The organism is Methanosphaerula palustris E1-9c (assembly GCF_000021965.1).
In the GTDB taxonomy this organism is placed as follows: Archaea; Halobacteriota; Methanomicrobia; order Methanomicrobiales; family Methanospirillaceae; genus Methanosphaerula; species Methanosphaerula palustris.
Map to the genome: position 1 here is coordinate 2,825,903 of NC_011832.1, position 16,060 is coordinate 2,841,962.

Here is a 16,060-nt window from a genome sequence, read left to right on the forward strand (position 1 = left end):
TAAGGTATGATCACATGAAGGTAATCAGTACAGAGCGTTCACAGGTGCTCGGTGCGCGTGTAGCAGCCAGTCTGGGCGTTGAACTGGTAGACGTCAAATTTTCCCAGTTTCCTGACGGGGAATCGTATCTGAACAGAAGCAGCCTCGACGATCAGACCGTGATTATTGGGAGCGTCACTGACAACAATGCCCTCGTCGAACTGCTGCTGCTGATCGACGCCTGCGATACCTCGGAGAACACCCTGATCCTCCCGTACATGGCATATGCACGTCAGGACCAGCGGTTCAAGGACGGTGAACCGATCTCTGCCCGGGCCGTAGCCCGGGCAGTCAGTAGAGGGGTCAGCAGGGTGAAAACGATCAACATCCATCAGGAGGAGGCGCTCTCGTACTTTGATGTCCCTGCAGAGGATCTCTCGATGGCACCAGATATCGGAAGACACCTGCAGGTGATGGGGTTGACCGATCCGTTGCTGCTGGCCCCTGACGAGGGAGCGGCCAGGTTTGTCGCTGATGTTGCAGCTGCCGACGGGTGGGACTGTGATCATCTGCAGAAGACACGACATTCGGGCGATCAGGTCACCATCGCACCCAAGTTGTTGCCGGTGGAAGGAAGGGAGGTCGTTATCATCGATGATATTATCTCTACCGGAGGGACGCTGGCCACGGCTGCCGGGATGCTAACTGTCCAGGGGGCATCCCGTGTCGACGCGATCTGCGTCCACGGGGTGCTGACAGGCGGAGCCTATGCTCACCTCTGTGCATCAGGGGTCGGCCAGGTGATCGCCACAGATACGATCGAACGGGGATGCAGCCGGATCACGGCCGCGGACTGCATCGTTCGAGCCCTGCAGGACTGATGCTTGCGATCGACGGCGCCTCTCTCGAAGGGGGCGGTCAGATCATCAGAACGGCGGTGGCCTGCGCTGCACTGACCGGCCAATCGATTGTGGTGGATCATATCCGGGCCAGGCGATCCAACCCGGGGCTGAAGAACCAGCACCTGGCCGCCATCCAGGCAGTGGCCGCCACCTGCGAGGCAGAGGTCCAGGGGGCGATGATGGGATCCAATCAACTGATCTTCCGGCCGGGATCCCCAAGGAGAGCGGAAGTCACGGTCGACACGGGGACGGCCGGGGCGATTCCGCTGATCATCCAGGCCTGGCTGCCGGTCGCGATGCTCCATGGGGGATCGCTCACGGTGACCGGCGGAACCGAGGTGCGAGGAGCGCCGACAATCGACTATCTGGAGCATCTGCTGTTGCGGGTGCTCAGGCACCACGGGGCGGAGGTCACCCTCGATATTCAGCAGCGGGGGTACTTCCCGGCAGGGGGCGGGACGGTGAAGGTCACGGTCGCCCCATCCACCCTCGACCCGATCAGGATCAGCGAATCACTCAGACGATCGACCGGCATCTGCTCCTCGGCCGCTGGCCTCCCGGGCCATGTTGTCGAGCGACAGATGTCCGCGGCAGAGAGAGCGATGCGAGGGATCCCAGATATCGAAATCCCGAAGCGGTTGAAAGATCTGCGGACTGGAGGTTGCCCGGGGTCGTCGTGCACAGTATGGGCCGGCACCCACGGGGGGAGCATGCTCGGAAGGCCGGGACTTCCCGCCGAGAAGATTGGGGCTGGAGCGGTTGCGAACCTACAGGAAGAATGCGCCGTAGGCAGCGATGTGGACCAGTACCTCGCCGACCAATTGCTCGTCTATCTGGCGGTCGCCGGAGGACAGTATACCTCCAGCAGGTTTACGCTTCACGCCAAGACGATGCTCTGGCTCCTCAATCTCTTCAGGTATCGAATCCGGTATTCCGGTGATACCATCACGGAGTTCTCTGCATGAAATTTGTGCTGGACGCCTCGTTTTTCTTCGCCGGGGCAGAGACGGATCGGCTCCCCAGGCAGGTCAACCAAGAGATGGAACTGTACACAACGCCTGAGGTGGTGGACGAGGTGAAAGATCTCTCTTCCCGCTGCAGGCTCGAGGCGCTGACTGAAGTTGGGCTGAAGGTGATGACACCTTCAAAGGAGGCATGCCATCGGGTCGACCTTGCTGCAGGAGTCAGCGGGGATCGGCCGGTCCTCTCCCCGACCGACATATCTCTGCTCTCCCTCGCACTCGACCTAGTCGCTATCCTGGTGACCGACGACTTCGCAGTTCAGAACACGGCAAAGGTTGTAGGGGTCGCAACCGCGGCCATCCAGCAACGGAAGGCCAGGTACAGGCGATGGCGGTTCCGATGCTCAGGGTGTGGCAGATATTACGATGAGATCGGAGAATGCCAGGTCTGCGGAGCAGAGATCAAAAGAAAACTTAAATAGATTCCTTTTGTACCTCTCTCGTATGTCATCCCTCGATGAATTGATACAGAAAGCAAGGATGCTCCTCTCTGAGGGGCACAGTCCCGGCCAGATAGCCGATGAACTGAGCCTCTCGATGGAGACCGTCACCTGGCTCTTGACCCAGAAGAAAGGGGATACAGCACCGAAAGACGTCCATATTGACTGGACGGTGGTCAGCAGCAATGGGCATCTCCTCGATGGGATCGCCTCGCTAATGATCGAACGATATTACTGCGCCCACCCCTTTGAATCCGTAGAAGGGCAGTGCCCTTCCCTTGGGAGTAATGCAATTGTTGGGATTGCACTGTCGGGGGTTCCGCTCGCAACCCTGATCGCCCAGAAAGAGCAGATGAAGCTGGCCATTTACCACCCGGCCAAGCATAGTAGTGGTGAGAATCCGGTCGGATCGATCAGCGGAAACTTCTCACAGGTAGGCGGAGAGAATGCGATCATCGTCGACGATGTGATCACCTCAGGGAGGACGATGCATGAGGTGGTCAGGTACCTGCGCAGGCACAAGGCAACGCCGCTCGCCATCTGGGTTCTCTTCGACAAGCTCGGGATCAAGGAGGTCGAGGGCGTTCCAGTCTATTCGGTCTTCACAATCTCGCGTATAGACTGAGTATTACCATCATTCCTGCAGGATCATACCAATAATTTATATAGAAGTTCAATTCAATTTTTTACCATATTGGAGGATTAATAATGCTTGCAGGACAGCCAGTCATCATTCTAAAGGATAATGTTGAGCGAACCAGAGGGCAGGAGGCCCAGCGCTCGAATATTGCAGCAGCAAAGGCGATAGCCTCGGCAGTGCGGACCACGCTCGGTCCCCGTGGGATGGACAAGATGCTGGTAAGTTCTACCGGCGATGTGGTCATCACCAACGATGGGGCAACGATCCTGCACGAGATCTCTGTCCAGCACCCCGGTGCCAAGATGGTGATCGAAGTCGCAGAGACACAGGACGACGAAGTCGGCGACGGTACCACCACCGCGTGTATCCTCGTTGGTTCCTTGATGGAACAGGCAGAGCAGATGCTCGTCAAACAGATCCACCCGACGATCATCGCCCAGGGGTACAGACTCGGGATGCAGAAGGCACTTGAGATCCTGAACACCATGGCACTGAAGATCGACGCGACGGACCGTGATGCACTGCTCAAGATTGCAGACACCTCGATGACCGGCAAGTCGATCGAGTCGGTCAAGGGAAAACTGAACGGGATCGTCGTCGATGCGGTGATGAGCGTTGGGGAGACCAAAAACGGTAAAGTCGTCGTCGATCGTGATGACATCATGATCAAGAAGCAGACCGGCGAGAGCATGGACGATGCTGAACTGATCCGTGGGATTGTCATCGACAAGAGCCGGGTCTCAGAGCAGATGCCGTCTAAGGTCGTCGAGGCGAAAGTCGCCCTGATTGCATCACCCCTCGAAGTGACCAAGACTCAGGTCAAGTCCAAGATCAAGATCACCGACTCTGCACAGATGAATGCATTCGGGGCCTCTGAACGCGAATCCTTGAAGAAACTCGCAGATGCCGTAATCGCCGCTGGCGCAAATGTGCTCCTCTGTCAGAAAGGGATTGCAGATGCAGTCCAGTTCTACCTAGCCAAGGCCGGAGTTCTCGCCGTCGACGACGTCAAGGAGAAGGATATGAAGTATGCGGCCAAGGCATTGCATGCGACGATCGTCAACAAGACCGAAGACCTGACCGCTGCAGACCTTGGGTACGCTGCACTGGTCGCAGAGAAGGAGGATGCAAATCTGATCACCATTTCCGGCTGCAAGAATCCAAAGGCGATCACCATCCTGCTCCGTGGTTCGACCGACTACCTGATCGATGAACTCGAGCGTGCCGTCGTCGACGGGACCAGCGTGGTCGCCGATGCGATGGAGGACGGAACCTTTGTGGTTGGTGGCGGCGCCATCGAGACCGAACTGCTGTTGAAACTCAGAGAGTATGCAGAGTCAGTCGGTGGTAGAGTCCAAATCCCGCTCGAAGCGTTCGCAAATGTCTTCGAAGCGGTCCCCCTGACCCTCGCCGAGAATTCAGGCTACAACCCCCTCGACAAACTGGTTGCGCTGAAGTCGGCACACTCCAATGGACAGAAGTTTGCCGGGCTCAATGTCTACACCGGCGAGATCGTCGACATGTTTGAGGCCGGAGTCATCGAACCACTGCGTGTCAAGAAGCAGGCGATTCAATCAGCCGCAGAGACAGCGAGCATGCTGATCCGTGTGGATGACATGATGATCACCCAGAACCGGGCACCAGGACAGTAAGGGTACCCGGTGGTATGAGGATGGCCCACACCCTCATCTGGTGTACAGGGATCTGAGTATCATCTCGATCCCTATCCACCACTATCTTTTATATAAATCGGAGACAAATTTAGTAAGTCGGCGTGCCGAGGTAGTCTAGTCCGGTAAGGCGGTGGCCTCGAAAGCCACTGGTGCTTGGCACCTCGGGAGTTCAAATCTCCCCCTCGGCGTTTGTTCTTTGAGATCTGCTCCGTTCCTGAAGATAAACCAAAATAGGCATATTTTTCTATCAGTATCGTCCAGATCGTACTCAGAACAGGGTACCTCCCTGCAATTGAAGATGACCCATGATTGCGCTGCTCCTCGTGGATGACGAACCCACCCTGCTCGAAGTGGCCCGTCTCTTTCTTGAACGTTCAGGGATGATTACTGTTACTCCCGCTGAATCTCCAGGAGGAGCGTTAGCACTGCTCAAAGAGACCCCATTCGACGTGATCGTCTCAGACTATGAGATGCCCGGGATGAATGGAATAGAACTTCTCAAGATCATCAGGTCAACAGGGAACACCATTCCATTCATCATCTTCACAGGAAAAGGGCGGGAGCAGATCGTCATCGAGGCCCTGAACCAGGGAGCCGATTTCTACCTCCAGAAGGGTGGAGACCCCCGTTCACAGTTCGCCGAGTTGGAGCACAAGGTGAAGAGGGCGGTTGCACAGCAGAAGAGCGACCTGGCTCTTCGTCAGAGTGAAGAGCGGTTCCGGCTGCTGGCTGAGAACGGGACCGATATGATCTCCTGTCATACCCCAGACGGGACTTACCGATATGCTTCACCGGCCTGCATACATCTCCTTGGGTACCAGCCAGAGGAACTGATTGGCCACGCCGCCTATGAGTTCATCCACCCCGACGATATTCCAAAGATCCGCGAGTGTGCAGAGAAGGCCGTTATCGATTCTTCACCATCCCTAACAACCTATCGGATCAGGCGAAAGGACGGGAGGTACTGCTGGGTCGAGTCGACCCACCGGCTGATCAGGATACCAGGACAGGGGCTGGAGACCCAGGTCTCATCACGGGACATCTCCGCACGGAAGGTTGCAGAGGAGCAGGCATGGTTCCAGATGGAACTGCTCAACCATATTAGCCAGGCGGTGGTCGTGACCGATCCAGAGGGGACGATCGTCTCCTGGAATCGAAGTGCCGAGGTGCTCTATGGCTGGAAGGCAGGAGAGGCCAGAGGGAAGAGGAGAGATGTCCTGATTGCCACGCTGACCGATGAACCCTCAAAAGAACGGATCACCCAGGCCACCCAGGGAGGAGAGAAGTGGAGTGAGGCGATCGCAGTCAGGCGACGTGATAACCTGGTGGTAAACGTCAGGATGAGCTGGTGTCCCCTCCATAACCAGAATCAGCAGCAGATCGGAGCGGTCTGTGTCTCTGAAGAAGTGAACCCCCGAACTGACAGGACAAACCTGTACCTCGACATCATGACCCATGATATCAACAATGCAGTTATGTCGGCCCTCGGGTACGCCGATTGTCTCTCTGGGATGCTCGATGAGAACGAAGCCTCGATGACAACAAAACTCCAGACCTGTATCCGCCATTCAATTGAGATCATCGATAACATCTCGACAATCAGAAAGATCGCCGAGGAACAGAAAACCCCCCATAATATCGATCTGGATCAGGTGATAAAAACCCAGATCACTCACTTTCCAGGAACACCGATTCACTATAACGGTCAGAGAACGATTGTCTCTGCAGATGACCTGCTTGGAGGGGTGCTGACCAACCTGATAGGGAACAGCAGAAAGTTCGCCGGTCCAAAAGGAACGATCACCATCAGGGTCGAACCGACTGATCAGGAGTACCTGGTCTCTGTGGAGGATAACGGCCCGGGTATCCCTGATAACAAGAAACAGTTGATCTTCAACCGGTTCCAGAGGGGTGCAGGCGAGGAGAACAGAAAAGGGCTCGGGTTGTACATCGCACAGATGCTGGTCGAACGGTATGGGGGAAGGATCTGGGCTGATGACCGGGTGGCAGGTGAGCCCGGTGAAGGGGCAGCGATCCGGTTCACCCTACCAGTGGCAAGGGATTTAACCGGCTGTGAAGAGATATGAGCATATGAAGAGATCGATCGGTGCAGAGACATTCCTCTGTGTGCACCCGGACCTGATCGTGGGCACCTATGACCATCAGGGTAGGCCGAACATGATGGCCGCTGCATGGGGGGGAATCTGCAGCTCAGATCCGCCGAGCGTTGGAATCTCGATTCGGCCATCCCGGTATACCCACCAGTCGCTCCTTGCAAAGCGAGAATTTACGATCAGCATCCCCTCAGAGCACTATGTCGCCGAGGCCGATTATGTGGGGATTGAGTCAGGAAAGACAGTCGATAAGTTTGCGGTGACTGGACTGACCCCCAAAAAGAGCGACCTGGTCGACGCCCCGTACGTGGACGAGTTCCCGGTGGTCATCGAGTGCAGGCTATCAAACACCCTCGAACTCGGAGTGCATACGCTCTTCATAGGCGAGATCCTGGATGTGAAGGTGGACGAAGCAGGGCTCTCCCCTGAGGGAAAGCCGGACCTGACAAAGATCAGACCGCTCGTCTATGACTCGATTGAAATGGGGTACTACGGGCTTGGAGAGTTCCTCGGTAGGGCATTTTCAAAAGGGCGCTCATTCAAGTGATTCTGGCATGAACCGATCAACATCATCCCGAAACACCACTGCAGATGTTGTTGTGGTGGGTGCCGGCCCCGCCGGTGTCACAGCTGCCTACTTGTTGGCAAAGGACGGTCACCAGGTGTTGCTCATCGACAAGGCAACGTTCCCCCGGAAGAAACTCTGTGCCGGGTGTCTGACCGAGAAGACCCGAGACCTGCTCAGCCGGACCTTCGGGTTAACAGAAACTTATATGATCAGGGAGGGAATCGTCGCTGCAACCGCCGATCACTATCAGATCTCCTGTAGAAGGGAGATGATCTGCAAGCGGAACACATCGATACCCTTCACGTTTGTAGACAGGACTGCGTACGACGCGAAACTTCTGGCCGCCGCAGAGGAAGCAGGGGTGACGGTGATCACCGGGTGCGAGGTGACCAGCGTGGACCCTCTCATAGGTCTGGTGATGACCAGGGATGGAAGGACGATCACCGGCAGGTATCTGATCGGTGCCGACGGGGTGAACAGCAGGGTCAGACACGCGTTTCCTATCACCCCTGAAGATAAAAACCGATGGTTCCAGAACCTGGCCAGCACGGTGGAGATTAAGGTCCCTCGCTCCCGGCTGGCCCCGCCGTTCAGTGGGATCGATCACCCGATCCTCTTCTTCGACCTCCCAGGATGGAAGGCGGGCTATGGCTGGGCCTTCCCCGGAGAAGAAGAGGTGATCCTTGGCATCGGCGGGCTGAAACAGGGTGGGGAGAGAAGGGTCGCTGAGATCTTCAAAACCTGCCTGGCAGCCAAGGGACTTGAAGATATGGTTTCCCACCCCCAGGGTTGGGCCCTCCCCTATGGCAACTTCATACGGAATCCAACCTTTGGAGTGGCCCTGCTGGTCGGGGACGCCGGGGGGTTCGTTGAGCCGTTCCTCGGCGAAGGAATCTTTTATGCACACCGGACTGGCGAACTGGCAGCTGCAGCAGTGCACAGGGCCCTCTCAGAGGGGGGCGATGCGGCAGACCATTACCAACAACTGATCAGGTCACTGATCTGTCCTGAGTTAAAGGCTGATCTCCGGGGACGTAACCTGCTCTTCCACCTAGTCCATCGCCTGCCGGTTCCACTGATCAGGGTGATCATCACCCACTCAGATAATCTACTGATCGGACTGATTCACGGTCGGCGATCATGGCAATGGCTCCGCCCTGCCGGGAACCTCCACCAGCGGACCGAACCCTGATCAGGGGAGGGTCATCACGATCCGCTCGCGGGAGAGGAGTCTGGTCAAAACGGTCGTTGCCAGCAGCAACAGCAACGCCACTAGGAGCACGGCCCCTTCCGTCACCCAGGTGATCTCCCCGGTCGCGGAGGCCAGGGACCGTGCGGTGCTCAGCAGGGTGACCATCACCAGGATCACGACGATCCCGATCACCCGGTTCTCACGCATCCCGAGTAGCAACTGCGAGAGGCCAAGCAGGCCAACGACGGCGGCGATGGTGCACGGAACTACCACCAGTAGATGGACGAGCAGTTCACCCGACCAGAATCGACCTGGACCTTCCCCGGCCAGGGGAACGAAGAAGGCGGCGCCGGTCATCAGCCCTGCGGAGACAAGGGCTATCAGGTAGGCCGGGATCACCGCCCCGAGCACCTTTCCTGCCCAGAGTTCCTGAAGTGTCAGCGGCGAGCAGAGCAGGGTCTCGATCGACCCATCCTGTTTCTCCCGCAGGAAGGTCTGTCCTGAGAAGAGGTACCCGGAAAAGATCCCAAGCATCAGCACCACCGTGAAGAGGAGCGTGTCGAGACGTTCTCCACCTGAAGCACCTGCCGCAGGCACCGACATCCCGCCAAAGATCACGGCAAAGACCAGGGCTGAAAGGAGCAGGCTCCTTGTATGCAAGATCTGATAGGTCTCCTTCTCTGCCACCACCAGCAGAGATCGAATCATGTTTTATCACCTCCGGTGACTGCCAGGTACGCATCCTCAAGCGATTCACGCTTGAAATACCCTTCTTCTACCTGAATACCGGCGTGGACAAGACAGCCGAGCAGACCAGCAGACCCTGAAGTGCCCTGCAGAGTGACATGCATCATCCCATCCTCCTCCAGTCGAGCCTCCACCACACCAGGACAGGTTCTCAGCACCTCTACAGCAGCCACGGTCTGCTCCCGCCGGGAGAGGACGATCAGAAAGACCCGCTGCTGGTGACCCCGTCGAATCCCCTCGACGGTGTCGATCGCCCGGATCCGCTGGTCCTGCAGGATCGCAACCCGTGAACAGACCCGCTCCACCTCGTCGAGGTGATGGGAGTTGAGAAAGACCGTCATCGACTCCTCTACCGAGAGGGTTCGGATCAGTTCCCTGACCCGCTGCTGGGCCCCGGGGTCGAGACCGGAGGTCGGTTCGTCCAGAAAGAGGACCGCAGGGTGATGGAGAATAGCTCGGGCGAGGCCGAGGGATCGACGCATACCGGTGGAGAAGGTGCCGACCAAGTCCGACCGGCGGTCGAGGAGACCGACCAGGGAGAGGACCTCCTCCACCCGCTGCGCCGGGTTGGGGACACTGTACAGTCCGGCGTAATAGCGCAGGTTCCGTTCGGCGGAGAGACGGTCGGTCATCCCGTTCTGTTCGAGGAGCACACCAACCCTCCGCCGTTCACGATCATGTTCAGCCAGCGAGACCCCAAAGACCGTGGCTTCCCCCCGGTCAGGGCGAATCAGCCCGAGCAACAGCCGCATCGTGGTCGTCTTCCCCGCACCGTTCGGGCCGAGGAACCCGAAGATCTCCCCACTCTGGATCGAGAACGAGACCTGGTCAAGAACGAGATGCCCATCAAAGGACCTGCTCAGGTTTCGTGCCTCAATCACCGGATCTGATACCATCGATACGAAGTCGCCGGCTGTTGATATAAGAGGTGCTCCCGGGCTCACTGCTGGACAGTCAGGTTCAGCCCTGCGATCCCTGCCAGGATCAGCAGAATGCAGAGGAACCGGGCCAGGCCGCGGGGCTCGTTGAAAAGGATCATCCCGGCGATCACGGTCCCGGTCCAGACCGCATAGGCGGTCCCGAGAGGGAGAGACCTGGTTGCAAGGGAGAGGAAGTAGACGCTCAACCCCATCGTCACCAGGGTGATTAGCGTGGGAAATGGCCGGGTGAACCCATAGGGGTACTGGTTAGCACCGCCCAGACCGCCTCGAAGATCCCCGCGATCATCAGGTAGGCCCATGGGAGAGAGGAAGGGGACACGGTCGCATTCACCCCCTGTGGACACCGTAGGGAACCGTGATCTGAAACCGGGCACCGGACTGCTGGTCCGGAGCTACCGAAAGGGTGATGCCGGTCACCGAGAGGGACGCCACAGCGAGGAAGAGATCATACCCGGACATATGAAGGTATCCATATTCCAAGAGCCGGTTCCGGTCCTTCTCCGGGATGGGAAGGCCGTCGTCCTCCCAGACCAGCACCAACCCCGCACTGGTCCTCTCCACGGTCAACCGGACCAGGGTGACCGGGGATCGGTGGATGACAGCATACGAGAAGAGGGCCGCGCAGACCTCCGGGAGGTGCTGTTCGGCGAAGAGACTAACCTCCCCCACTGCAGAGGCATCGAGGGTGACTCCAGAGCCGGCCTGTTTTGCGGCCGCGATGAGAACTGGAGCCAGCGACTGCCACCGGGCCTCGCCAGCGCCCAGGTCCTGATACGAACGAGTAAAGGTGATGTTCCGGTTTATCGTCTCTGCTGCTTTCTCGATCTTCTCCAGGAAGAGTTGCGCCGATTGATCAGGGACCATATCGTGAAGAAGCTCTGCATACCCGCTCAGCACCATGATCTGGTTCAGAATGTCATGCCTGACCCGAGCGGTGATACTGCTGACTGTAGCGTTCGCCACCTGTTGCGCAGCGACCTGCCTCTGTCGATCGGTGATCAGGTGCAATGCTCTCTGTAGGATCTGGATTCTGGTGTCTGGATCCCCTCCGCTACATAAACAGAGGTCAGCCCCTGCAACAAGCCCTTCCGCACAGACCTGTTGTTCATCTGAAAGCAGGATGAACGGAGTCTGATCACCGGCGCTGCGGAGTGGTCCGAGCAGTGCTATCCCGCCGTCTGAAACAATCAGATCGAATCGTTCCTGAACGAGCACGAGCGCCGCCTCGGCACTGACGCAGGGAGTGAGATCGTAGCTCCTGTCCAGAGCAATCGATCTGAGCAGATCCGGGTCATCACTAACGAAGAGAACCGAAACCATGGTATTTTTCCTGTCTTTGCATTCCATGAGATGAATACACGCCAGATAAGAGTGGCGCGTTCAGACAACTAAAAGTCTTTGCTAAAATGGGGTACATCAGGGGTGATGAGATCGCCTGATCTTGATCCCTGCCAGTTTTTCAATCGCACAGGTGTCGACCTCGCCTTCGAGTAAGAGCCGGTTGTGATCGAGGGCACTCTGCACAAAACCTGCACCAGTCTTTGTCCTGACGAGCAGTGTCGTGCACCCCTCCGGGGATCCCACCGAACCGGCAGAGAGGTCGGCGTCGACGCCGGTCAGGTCATTGCAGGTGTGACAGCCCGGCCGAACACAGTCGGCAAGGTCCTTGAGCGGGATCGTGATCGCGTTCCCATCTTTCAGGAGTACCTCGAGCACGCCCTTCACATCCATCTTTCTGATCTGCCAGGGCTCGATCGAGAACTCATGGACCAGTTTTCCTTCCATCAGCCTCTGGTAATCGAACGACTCGGTGCAGAAGAGACCGATCAGCAGACGTATTGCCCGGGCATACGGACGGAGCAGGTCATGCTCACTCGACCGCATCTGTTCGACGGCCTGAACCACGCAGGGTACCCCGACGATGGCGATCCGCTTGTACTTCCGCGTAACCACCGCCTCCTTCAGCGCAGCCAGCAATGGCACCCACCAGTTGTACCGAGAGCCGGCACCGGTGATCAGCGCCTCGGATGAGGTGATCACTGTTGAGTGCGGAAGCATCGTCCACTGATCGGCCGTCACGGTCACCACCGCATCGATCAGCCCCTCCTCAAGGGCATTGACGAGGATGGCCGTCACGGCCCCTCCACTCTGTCTCCCCTCGATCTCAAACGCGGCCCTGGCCGCATGCATCGAAAGAACTGGTCCGATCGACTCCTCAGCATGCGGTTGAACGCGTGGGCAGACCGCATAGCAGGCCCCACAGGGGACCCCATCATTGGCCGCCTTGCAGTAGCCATTGTTTCGGGGATGGTCTGATGATCCTGTTCCCTGGTCCATACAGAGCGCATCGGCAGGGCAGACCGCCACACAGGCGCCACAGCCTGCACAGAGACCCTTCTCCCAGACAGCCCCGCTCAGATCCTTGTAACTTCTCTCTTCCATCGCCATCACTCGTTTGTGTATTTGCCTGCAAAAGGCCGTCCGCTCACCGGTACAATCCGGGTATACGCTGCACTCAATAACGGGGCCGCATCGATCCCAAAGTGGTCCGCAAACTGCCGAATCAGCGGTGCGATCCGCTCACGGTCCTGTTCGGACAGGACTGTCTTCATCGCCCCGACCCCCAAGTACTGGTCATCGACATCACCGCGTATGATGATCTCCCCGCCATGGATGCCGGACCCAAGACCACGCTCTTCAACCGGAACGCCACCATGAAGACCGAGTACCAGCACGGTCCCGCCTGCCATGTACTCACCTAGGAACGCACGGGAGTACTCCCCGATCACCAGGGTCGGGCGCTTCTCCTGGTACTGCTTCATATGGATTCCGCCGCGGTAGCCGATATGCCCGCGGACGAATATCGTACCGCCCCGCATACTGTGGGCGACCGCATCGCCAGCACTCCCGTGGACCACGATCGTGCCGCTGTCCATCGTGTTTCCCGGAGCATGTTCGCAGTTGCCATGGACGATCACCGTTGGTCCGCTCATGAACATTCCAAGGTCTCCTCCAGGGACCCCGTGGATCTCGATCACCACGTCATCGCCCCGGAGGCCGTCGGCGATGAATCGCTGCCCGAGCACATGCTCGAGCACGATCCGTTTCACCCCTGCAGCGACCGCCGCCCGGATCTGTTTGTTCAGGGGGGTGTAATGCATCCCTGCTGCATCGATGGTCACGCTCTCCATCATCACGCCCCCACCGGTTTCACATCGAGCACCTTCATCATCGATTCGTCGAGCATATACCCGCGGAGCCGATCCCGGTTGCCGCGGAGGCTCTCAATGCTGTTGATTCCAGCCGCACCCATCAGGTCCATGATCTCCAGGGTCCACCCCTGGATCAGGTTGGCAACCTGCGTCGCCCCAACCTCGGGGTCAAGCCGGTTCACGAGATCTTGCCGCTGAGTCGCGATCCCCCAGGGGCAGAGGTTGCGATAACAACTACCGCAGACCCTGCATCCGAGCGCGACCAGCGCTGCTGTCCCGATATAGACAGCGTCTGCACCGAGGGCGATCACCTTCGTCACATCGGTTGAGTCCCGGATCCCGCCGCTGGCAATGATCGAAATCTCGTTTCTGATCCCCTGTGACCGAAGTTTGGCATCGACCGCGGCTACGGCCGCCTCGATTGGGATACCGACATGATCCCGGAAGACCCGCGGAGCAGCCCCGGTACCGCCGCGGAACCCGTCGATCACCACTGCATCCGCCGAAGATCGGGCGATCCCAGCTGCGATCGCGGCCACGTTGTGGACCGCGGCGATCTTCACAAAGACCGGCTTCTTCCACTCGGTCGCTTCCTTGAGCGCCCTGACCAGTTGAGCCAGATCCTCGATCGAATAGATGTCATGGTGCGGTGCCGGACTGATCGCATCACTGCCAACTGGGATCATCCTGGTCAGCGAGACCTCCTCATTCACCTTCTCACCGGGGAGGTGGCCGCCGATCCCCGGTTTGGCCCCCTGTCCGATCTTGATCTCGATCGCTGCTCCGCGTTCCAAGTAGTTGATGTCAACCCCGAACCTCCCTGAAGCAACCTGGACGATCATATGTTTCTGGAACGGGTACAGGGTCTTATGGAGACCACCCTCGCCGGTGCCCATGAAGGTGCCGGCCTTCTCTGCGGCCTTCGCAATCGCTGTCTGGGCATTCAGGCTGATCGCCCCGTAACTCATATGCCCGATCATGATCGGAGTTTCAAGCTGCAGGTTCGGTGCCAGCGTGGTCAGCAGGTCAACCTCTCCATCATGCTCCCGGACAGAAAGCCGGGCTGGTTTTTTTCCGATATAGGTCCGGAGTTCCATCGGTTCACGGAGCGGGTCGATCGACGGATTCGTCACCTGACAGGCGTCGAGGACCAGCCGGTCGAAGATGATCGGATAGGAGCCAGCATTCCCCATTCCGGAGAGGATGATCTTGCCGGTCCGGGCTTGATTGTAGATCGACTCCCGTACCTCTCGCGTCCAGACCGGATGGGTCCGATAATCAAGCGGCTTCTCTTTGAGTGAGATCGCATCGCGGGGGCACATCGCAATACACCGGTGGCAGGCCGTGCAGTTCCGCGGGTTGACGATCGCGATCCGCTCCTCCTCCTTCTGAAAAACCCCATACGAACAGTTGTCGACACACCTGCCGCAGAGCATGCATTGATCTGAATCAATCGAGACTTTGTACCTGAGTGGGAGACTCCCGATCATGCCACGACCCTCCCGATGATCGGGTCGCCTGCTCTCGGAGTGAAGACGTCGTCGATATCCGGATCCATCGCACGGATAGCTGCCTCTTCACTGGAGACATACAGCTTCGAACCGTTCTCTGCCCCGACCAGCGGACGGAGCTTGGAGCGATCGGTGAACGCGACCATTGTATCCTGGTCGGCTACCACAATGGCGAACGGTCCGTTCATCATCGCCGAGGCATAGGTGAGCCGGATCGCCCGGTCGAGTTCCTGCTGCTTCGGCACTTCCCGGTCGATCTCGTCCCAGAACGGCGGGGCAAGCGCACGGACGGTCATCTCCTGTGAGAGACCATGCTGGCGGGCCAGCAGATCGACCATGTAGGCAACGACCTCGGTGTCGGTGAACATCGAGCATTGATACCCAAAGCTCTCGATATATCGCCGGTTGGTCCCGTACGAGGTGATCTCACCATTGTGCACGACCGACCAATTCAACAGATTGAACGGGTGAGCCCCGCCCCACCAGCCTGGAGTATTGGTCGGGTAGCGGTTGTGTCCCATCCAGATGTAGCCTGAGTAGTCCTCGATCCGGTAGAAGTCGGCAACCTCTTCTGGCCATCCTGCGGCCTTGAAGACACCGAGGTTCTTGCCTGAAGAGAAGATCAGGGCTCCGGTCACCTGGGTGTTCACCTTCATCACCAGGCTGGTCACAATATCCTCTGCAGGTGTGGAACTGCGTGTCATCAGGCTGGTATCCGGGGCGAAGAAGTACCGCCATGGCGTGTGCACCCTGCGCAGACCCTGCTGTTCATAGGTCGGGATCTCCTCGTCATGGATGATGGTACCCCACTGACTGAGCAGTGCATCGACCGCCTTCTTGTGCTCATGCACATTGTCGAAGAAGACGTGCAGTGCATAGTAGTCCTTGAACTCAGGATAGACGCCATAGGCGACATAGCCAGCTCCTTCGCCGCTCCCCCGCTCGTTCATCATGGAGAGCGCCGATTTTATATGAGAACCGTCCATCAGGGACCGGTTCCGATCGATAACACCAATTATCCCACACATGGCAACCACAAAATACTCTCGATAGAGTTCAACATTATACAGTATTCTCTTAATACCTATATTACAGTAGGTATAAGTAGAATTGGGTAGA

General features: G+C 58.0%; 16 protein-coding genes and 1 tRNA gene. 9 read left to right on the forward strand and 8 right to left on the reverse strand.

Annotation, left to right across the window (positions count from 1 at the left end):
- Positions 1-14 precede the first annotated feature (14 nt).
- The 9 genes from MPAL_RS13460 (at position 15) to MPAL_RS13500 (ending at position 8,530) form a co-directional block, all read left to right on the forward strand.
- Positions 15-860, forward strand: a complete 846-nt coding sequence (locus tag MPAL_RS13460) for a ribose-phosphate diphosphokinase (protein WP_012619278.1) — start codon at positions 15-17, stop codon at positions 858-860.
- Positions 809-1,846 (forward strand): RNA 3'-terminal phosphate cyclase, encoded by a 1,038-nt coding sequence (gene rtcA / locus MPAL_RS13465; RefSeq protein WP_236610402.1) that lies wholly within the window; start codon positions 809-811, stop codon positions 1,844-1,846. The genes MPAL_RS13460 and rtcA overlap by 52 nt, the downstream gene beginning before the upstream one ends.
- Positions 1,843-2,325, forward strand: a complete 483-nt coding sequence (locus tag MPAL_RS13470) for an NOB1 family endonuclease (RefSeq protein WP_012619280.1) — start codon at positions 1,843-1,845, stop codon at positions 2,323-2,325. Before rtcA ends, MPAL_RS13470 begins: the two co-directional genes overlap by 4 nt.
- A gap of 22 nt (positions 2,326-2,347) precedes the next feature.
- Complete coding sequence (locus tag MPAL_RS13475; RefSeq protein WP_012619281.1) at positions 2,348-2,968, forward strand: orotate phosphoribosyltransferase-like protein; 621 nt, start codon at positions 2,348-2,350, stop codon at positions 2,966-2,968.
- Between the two features lie 83 nt (positions 2,969-3,051).
- Positions 3,052-4,635: a thermosome subunit alpha gene (gene thsA / locus MPAL_RS13480; protein WP_012619282.1), complete on the forward strand. Its 1,584-nt coding sequence runs from the start codon at positions 3,052-3,054 to the stop codon at positions 4,633-4,635.
- Between the two features lie 124 nt (positions 4,636-4,759).
- Positions 4,760-4,844, forward strand: a tRNA-Ser gene (locus MPAL_RS13485).
- Between the two features lie 117 nt (positions 4,845-4,961).
- Complete coding sequence (locus MPAL_RS14855) at positions 4,962-6,743, forward strand: hybrid sensor histidine kinase/response regulator (protein ID WP_012619283.1); 1,782 nt, start codon at positions 4,962-4,964, stop codon at positions 6,741-6,743.
- A 4-nt stretch (positions 6,744-6,747) separates the two neighbouring features.
- Positions 6,748-7,317, forward strand: a complete 570-nt coding sequence (locus tag MPAL_RS13495; protein ID WP_012619284.1) for a flavin reductase family protein — start codon at positions 6,748-6,750, stop codon at positions 7,315-7,317.
- A gap of 7 nt (positions 7,318-7,324) precedes the next feature.
- Complete coding sequence (locus MPAL_RS13500) at positions 7,325-8,530, forward strand: NAD(P)/FAD-dependent oxidoreductase (RefSeq protein ID WP_012619285.1); 1,206 nt, start codon at positions 7,325-7,327, stop codon at positions 8,528-8,530.
- Here MPAL_RS13500 and MPAL_RS13505 read toward each other — a convergent pair whose 3' ends face one another.
- From MPAL_RS13505 to MPAL_RS13540, 8 genes are all read right to left on the reverse strand, one after another.
- Entirely contained in the window at positions 8,531-9,238 is a 708-nt protein-coding gene (locus MPAL_RS13505; protein WP_012619286.1) for an ABC transporter permease subunit, read from the reverse strand.
- Complete coding sequence (locus MPAL_RS13510) at positions 9,235-10,173, reverse strand: ABC transporter ATP-binding protein (RefSeq protein ID WP_012619287.1); 939 nt, start codon at positions 10,171-10,173, stop codon at positions 9,235-9,237. The genes MPAL_RS13505 and MPAL_RS13510 overlap by 4 nt, the downstream gene beginning before the upstream one ends.
- A gap of 44 nt (positions 10,174-10,217) precedes the next feature.
- The gene (locus MPAL_RS13515; protein WP_012619288.1) at positions 10,218-10,517 is read right to left on the reverse strand and encodes a DMT family transporter; all 300 of its coding nucleotides are present in this window, start codon (positions 10,515-10,517) and stop codon (positions 10,218-10,220) included.
- A gap of 28 nt (positions 10,518-10,545) precedes the next feature.
- Entirely contained in the window at positions 10,546-11,538 is a 993-nt protein-coding gene (locus MPAL_RS13520) for a hybrid sensor histidine kinase/response regulator (protein WP_012619289.1), read from the reverse strand.
- A gap of 96 nt (positions 11,539-11,634) precedes the next feature.
- Complete coding sequence (locus tag MPAL_RS13525) at positions 11,635-12,660, reverse strand: Coenzyme F420 hydrogenase/dehydrogenase, beta subunit C-terminal domain (RefSeq protein ID WP_012619290.1); 1,026 nt, start codon at positions 12,658-12,660, stop codon at positions 11,635-11,637.
- 5 nt (positions 12,661-12,665) lie between these two features.
- Positions 12,666-13,412, reverse strand: a complete 747-nt coding sequence (locus MPAL_RS13530; protein ID WP_012619291.1) for a GltB/FmdC/FwdC-like GXGXG domain-containing protein — start codon at positions 13,410-13,412, stop codon at positions 12,666-12,668.
- Entirely contained in the window at positions 13,412-14,920 is a 1,509-nt protein-coding gene (locus tag MPAL_RS13535; protein WP_012619292.1) for a glutamate synthase-related protein, read from the reverse strand. Before MPAL_RS13535 ends, MPAL_RS13530 begins: the two co-directional genes overlap by 1 nt.
- Positions 14,917-15,969 carry a class II glutamine amidotransferase gene (locus MPAL_RS13540; RefSeq protein WP_012619293.1) on the reverse strand — a complete coding sequence of 351 codons (1,053 nt, stop codon included), beginning with the start codon at positions 15,967-15,969 and terminating at the stop codon, positions 14,917-14,919. Before MPAL_RS13540 ends, MPAL_RS13535 begins: the two co-directional genes overlap by 4 nt.
- Positions 15,970-16,060 lie beyond the last annotated feature (91 nt).

Bases quoted from the DNA above. Each gene is read 5' to 3' on its own strand.
- MPAL_RS13460 (WP_012619278.1), top strand. From the start codon at position 15: ATGAAGGTAATCAGTACAGAGCGTTCACAGGTGCTCGGTGCGCGTGTA.
- rtcA (WP_236610402.1), top strand. From the start codon at position 809: ATGCAGCCGGATCACGGCCGCGGACTGCATCGTTCGAGCCCTGCAGGA.
- MPAL_RS13470 (WP_012619280.1), top strand. From the start codon at position 1,843: ATGAAATTTGTGCTGGACGCCTCGTTTTTCTTCGCCGGGGCAGAGACG.
- MPAL_RS13475 (WP_012619281.1), top strand. From the start codon at position 2,348: ATGTCATCCCTCGATGAATTGATACAGAAAGCAAGGATGCTCCTCTCT.
- thsA (WP_012619282.1), top strand. From the start codon at position 3,052: ATGCTTGCAGGACAGCCAGTCATCATTCTAAAGGATAATGTTGAGCGA.
- MPAL_RS14855 (WP_012619283.1), top strand. From the start codon at position 4,962: ATGATTGCGCTGCTCCTCGTGGATGACGAACCCACCCTGCTCGAAGTG.
- MPAL_RS13495 (WP_012619284.1), top strand. From the start codon at position 6,748: ATGAAGAGATCGATCGGTGCAGAGACATTCCTCTGTGTGCACCCGGAC.
- MPAL_RS13500 (WP_012619285.1), top strand. From the start codon at position 7,325: ATGAACCGATCAACATCATCCCGAAACACCACTGCAGATGTTGTTGTG.
- MPAL_RS13505 (WP_012619286.1), bottom strand. From the start codon at position 9,238: ATGATTCGATCTCTGCTGGTGGTGGCAGAGAAGGAGACCTATCAGATC.
- MPAL_RS13510 (WP_012619287.1), bottom strand. From the start codon at position 10,173: ATGGTATCAGATCCGGTGATTGAGGCACGAAACCTGAGCAGGTCCTTT.
- MPAL_RS13515 (WP_012619288.1), bottom strand. From the start codon at position 10,517: ATGGGCCTACCTGATGATCGCGGGGATCTTCGAGGCGGTCTGGGCGGT.
- MPAL_RS13520 (WP_012619289.1), bottom strand. From the start codon at position 11,538: ATGGTTTCGGTTCTCTTCGTTAGTGATGACCCGGATCTGCTCAGATCG.
- MPAL_RS13525 (WP_012619290.1), bottom strand. From the start codon at position 12,660: ATGGAAGAGAGAAGTTACAAGGATCTGAGCGGGGCTGTCTGGGAGAAG.
- MPAL_RS13530 (WP_012619291.1), bottom strand. From the start codon at position 13,412: ATGATGGAGAGCGTGACCATCGATGCAGCAGGGATGCATTACACCCCC.
- MPAL_RS13535 (WP_012619292.1), bottom strand. From the start codon at position 14,920: ATGATCGGGAGTCTCCCACTCAGGTACAAAGTCTCGATTGATTCAGAT.
- MPAL_RS13540 (WP_012619293.1), bottom strand. From the start codon at position 15,969: ATGTGTGGGATAATTGGTGTTATCGATCGGAACCGGTCCCTGATGGAC.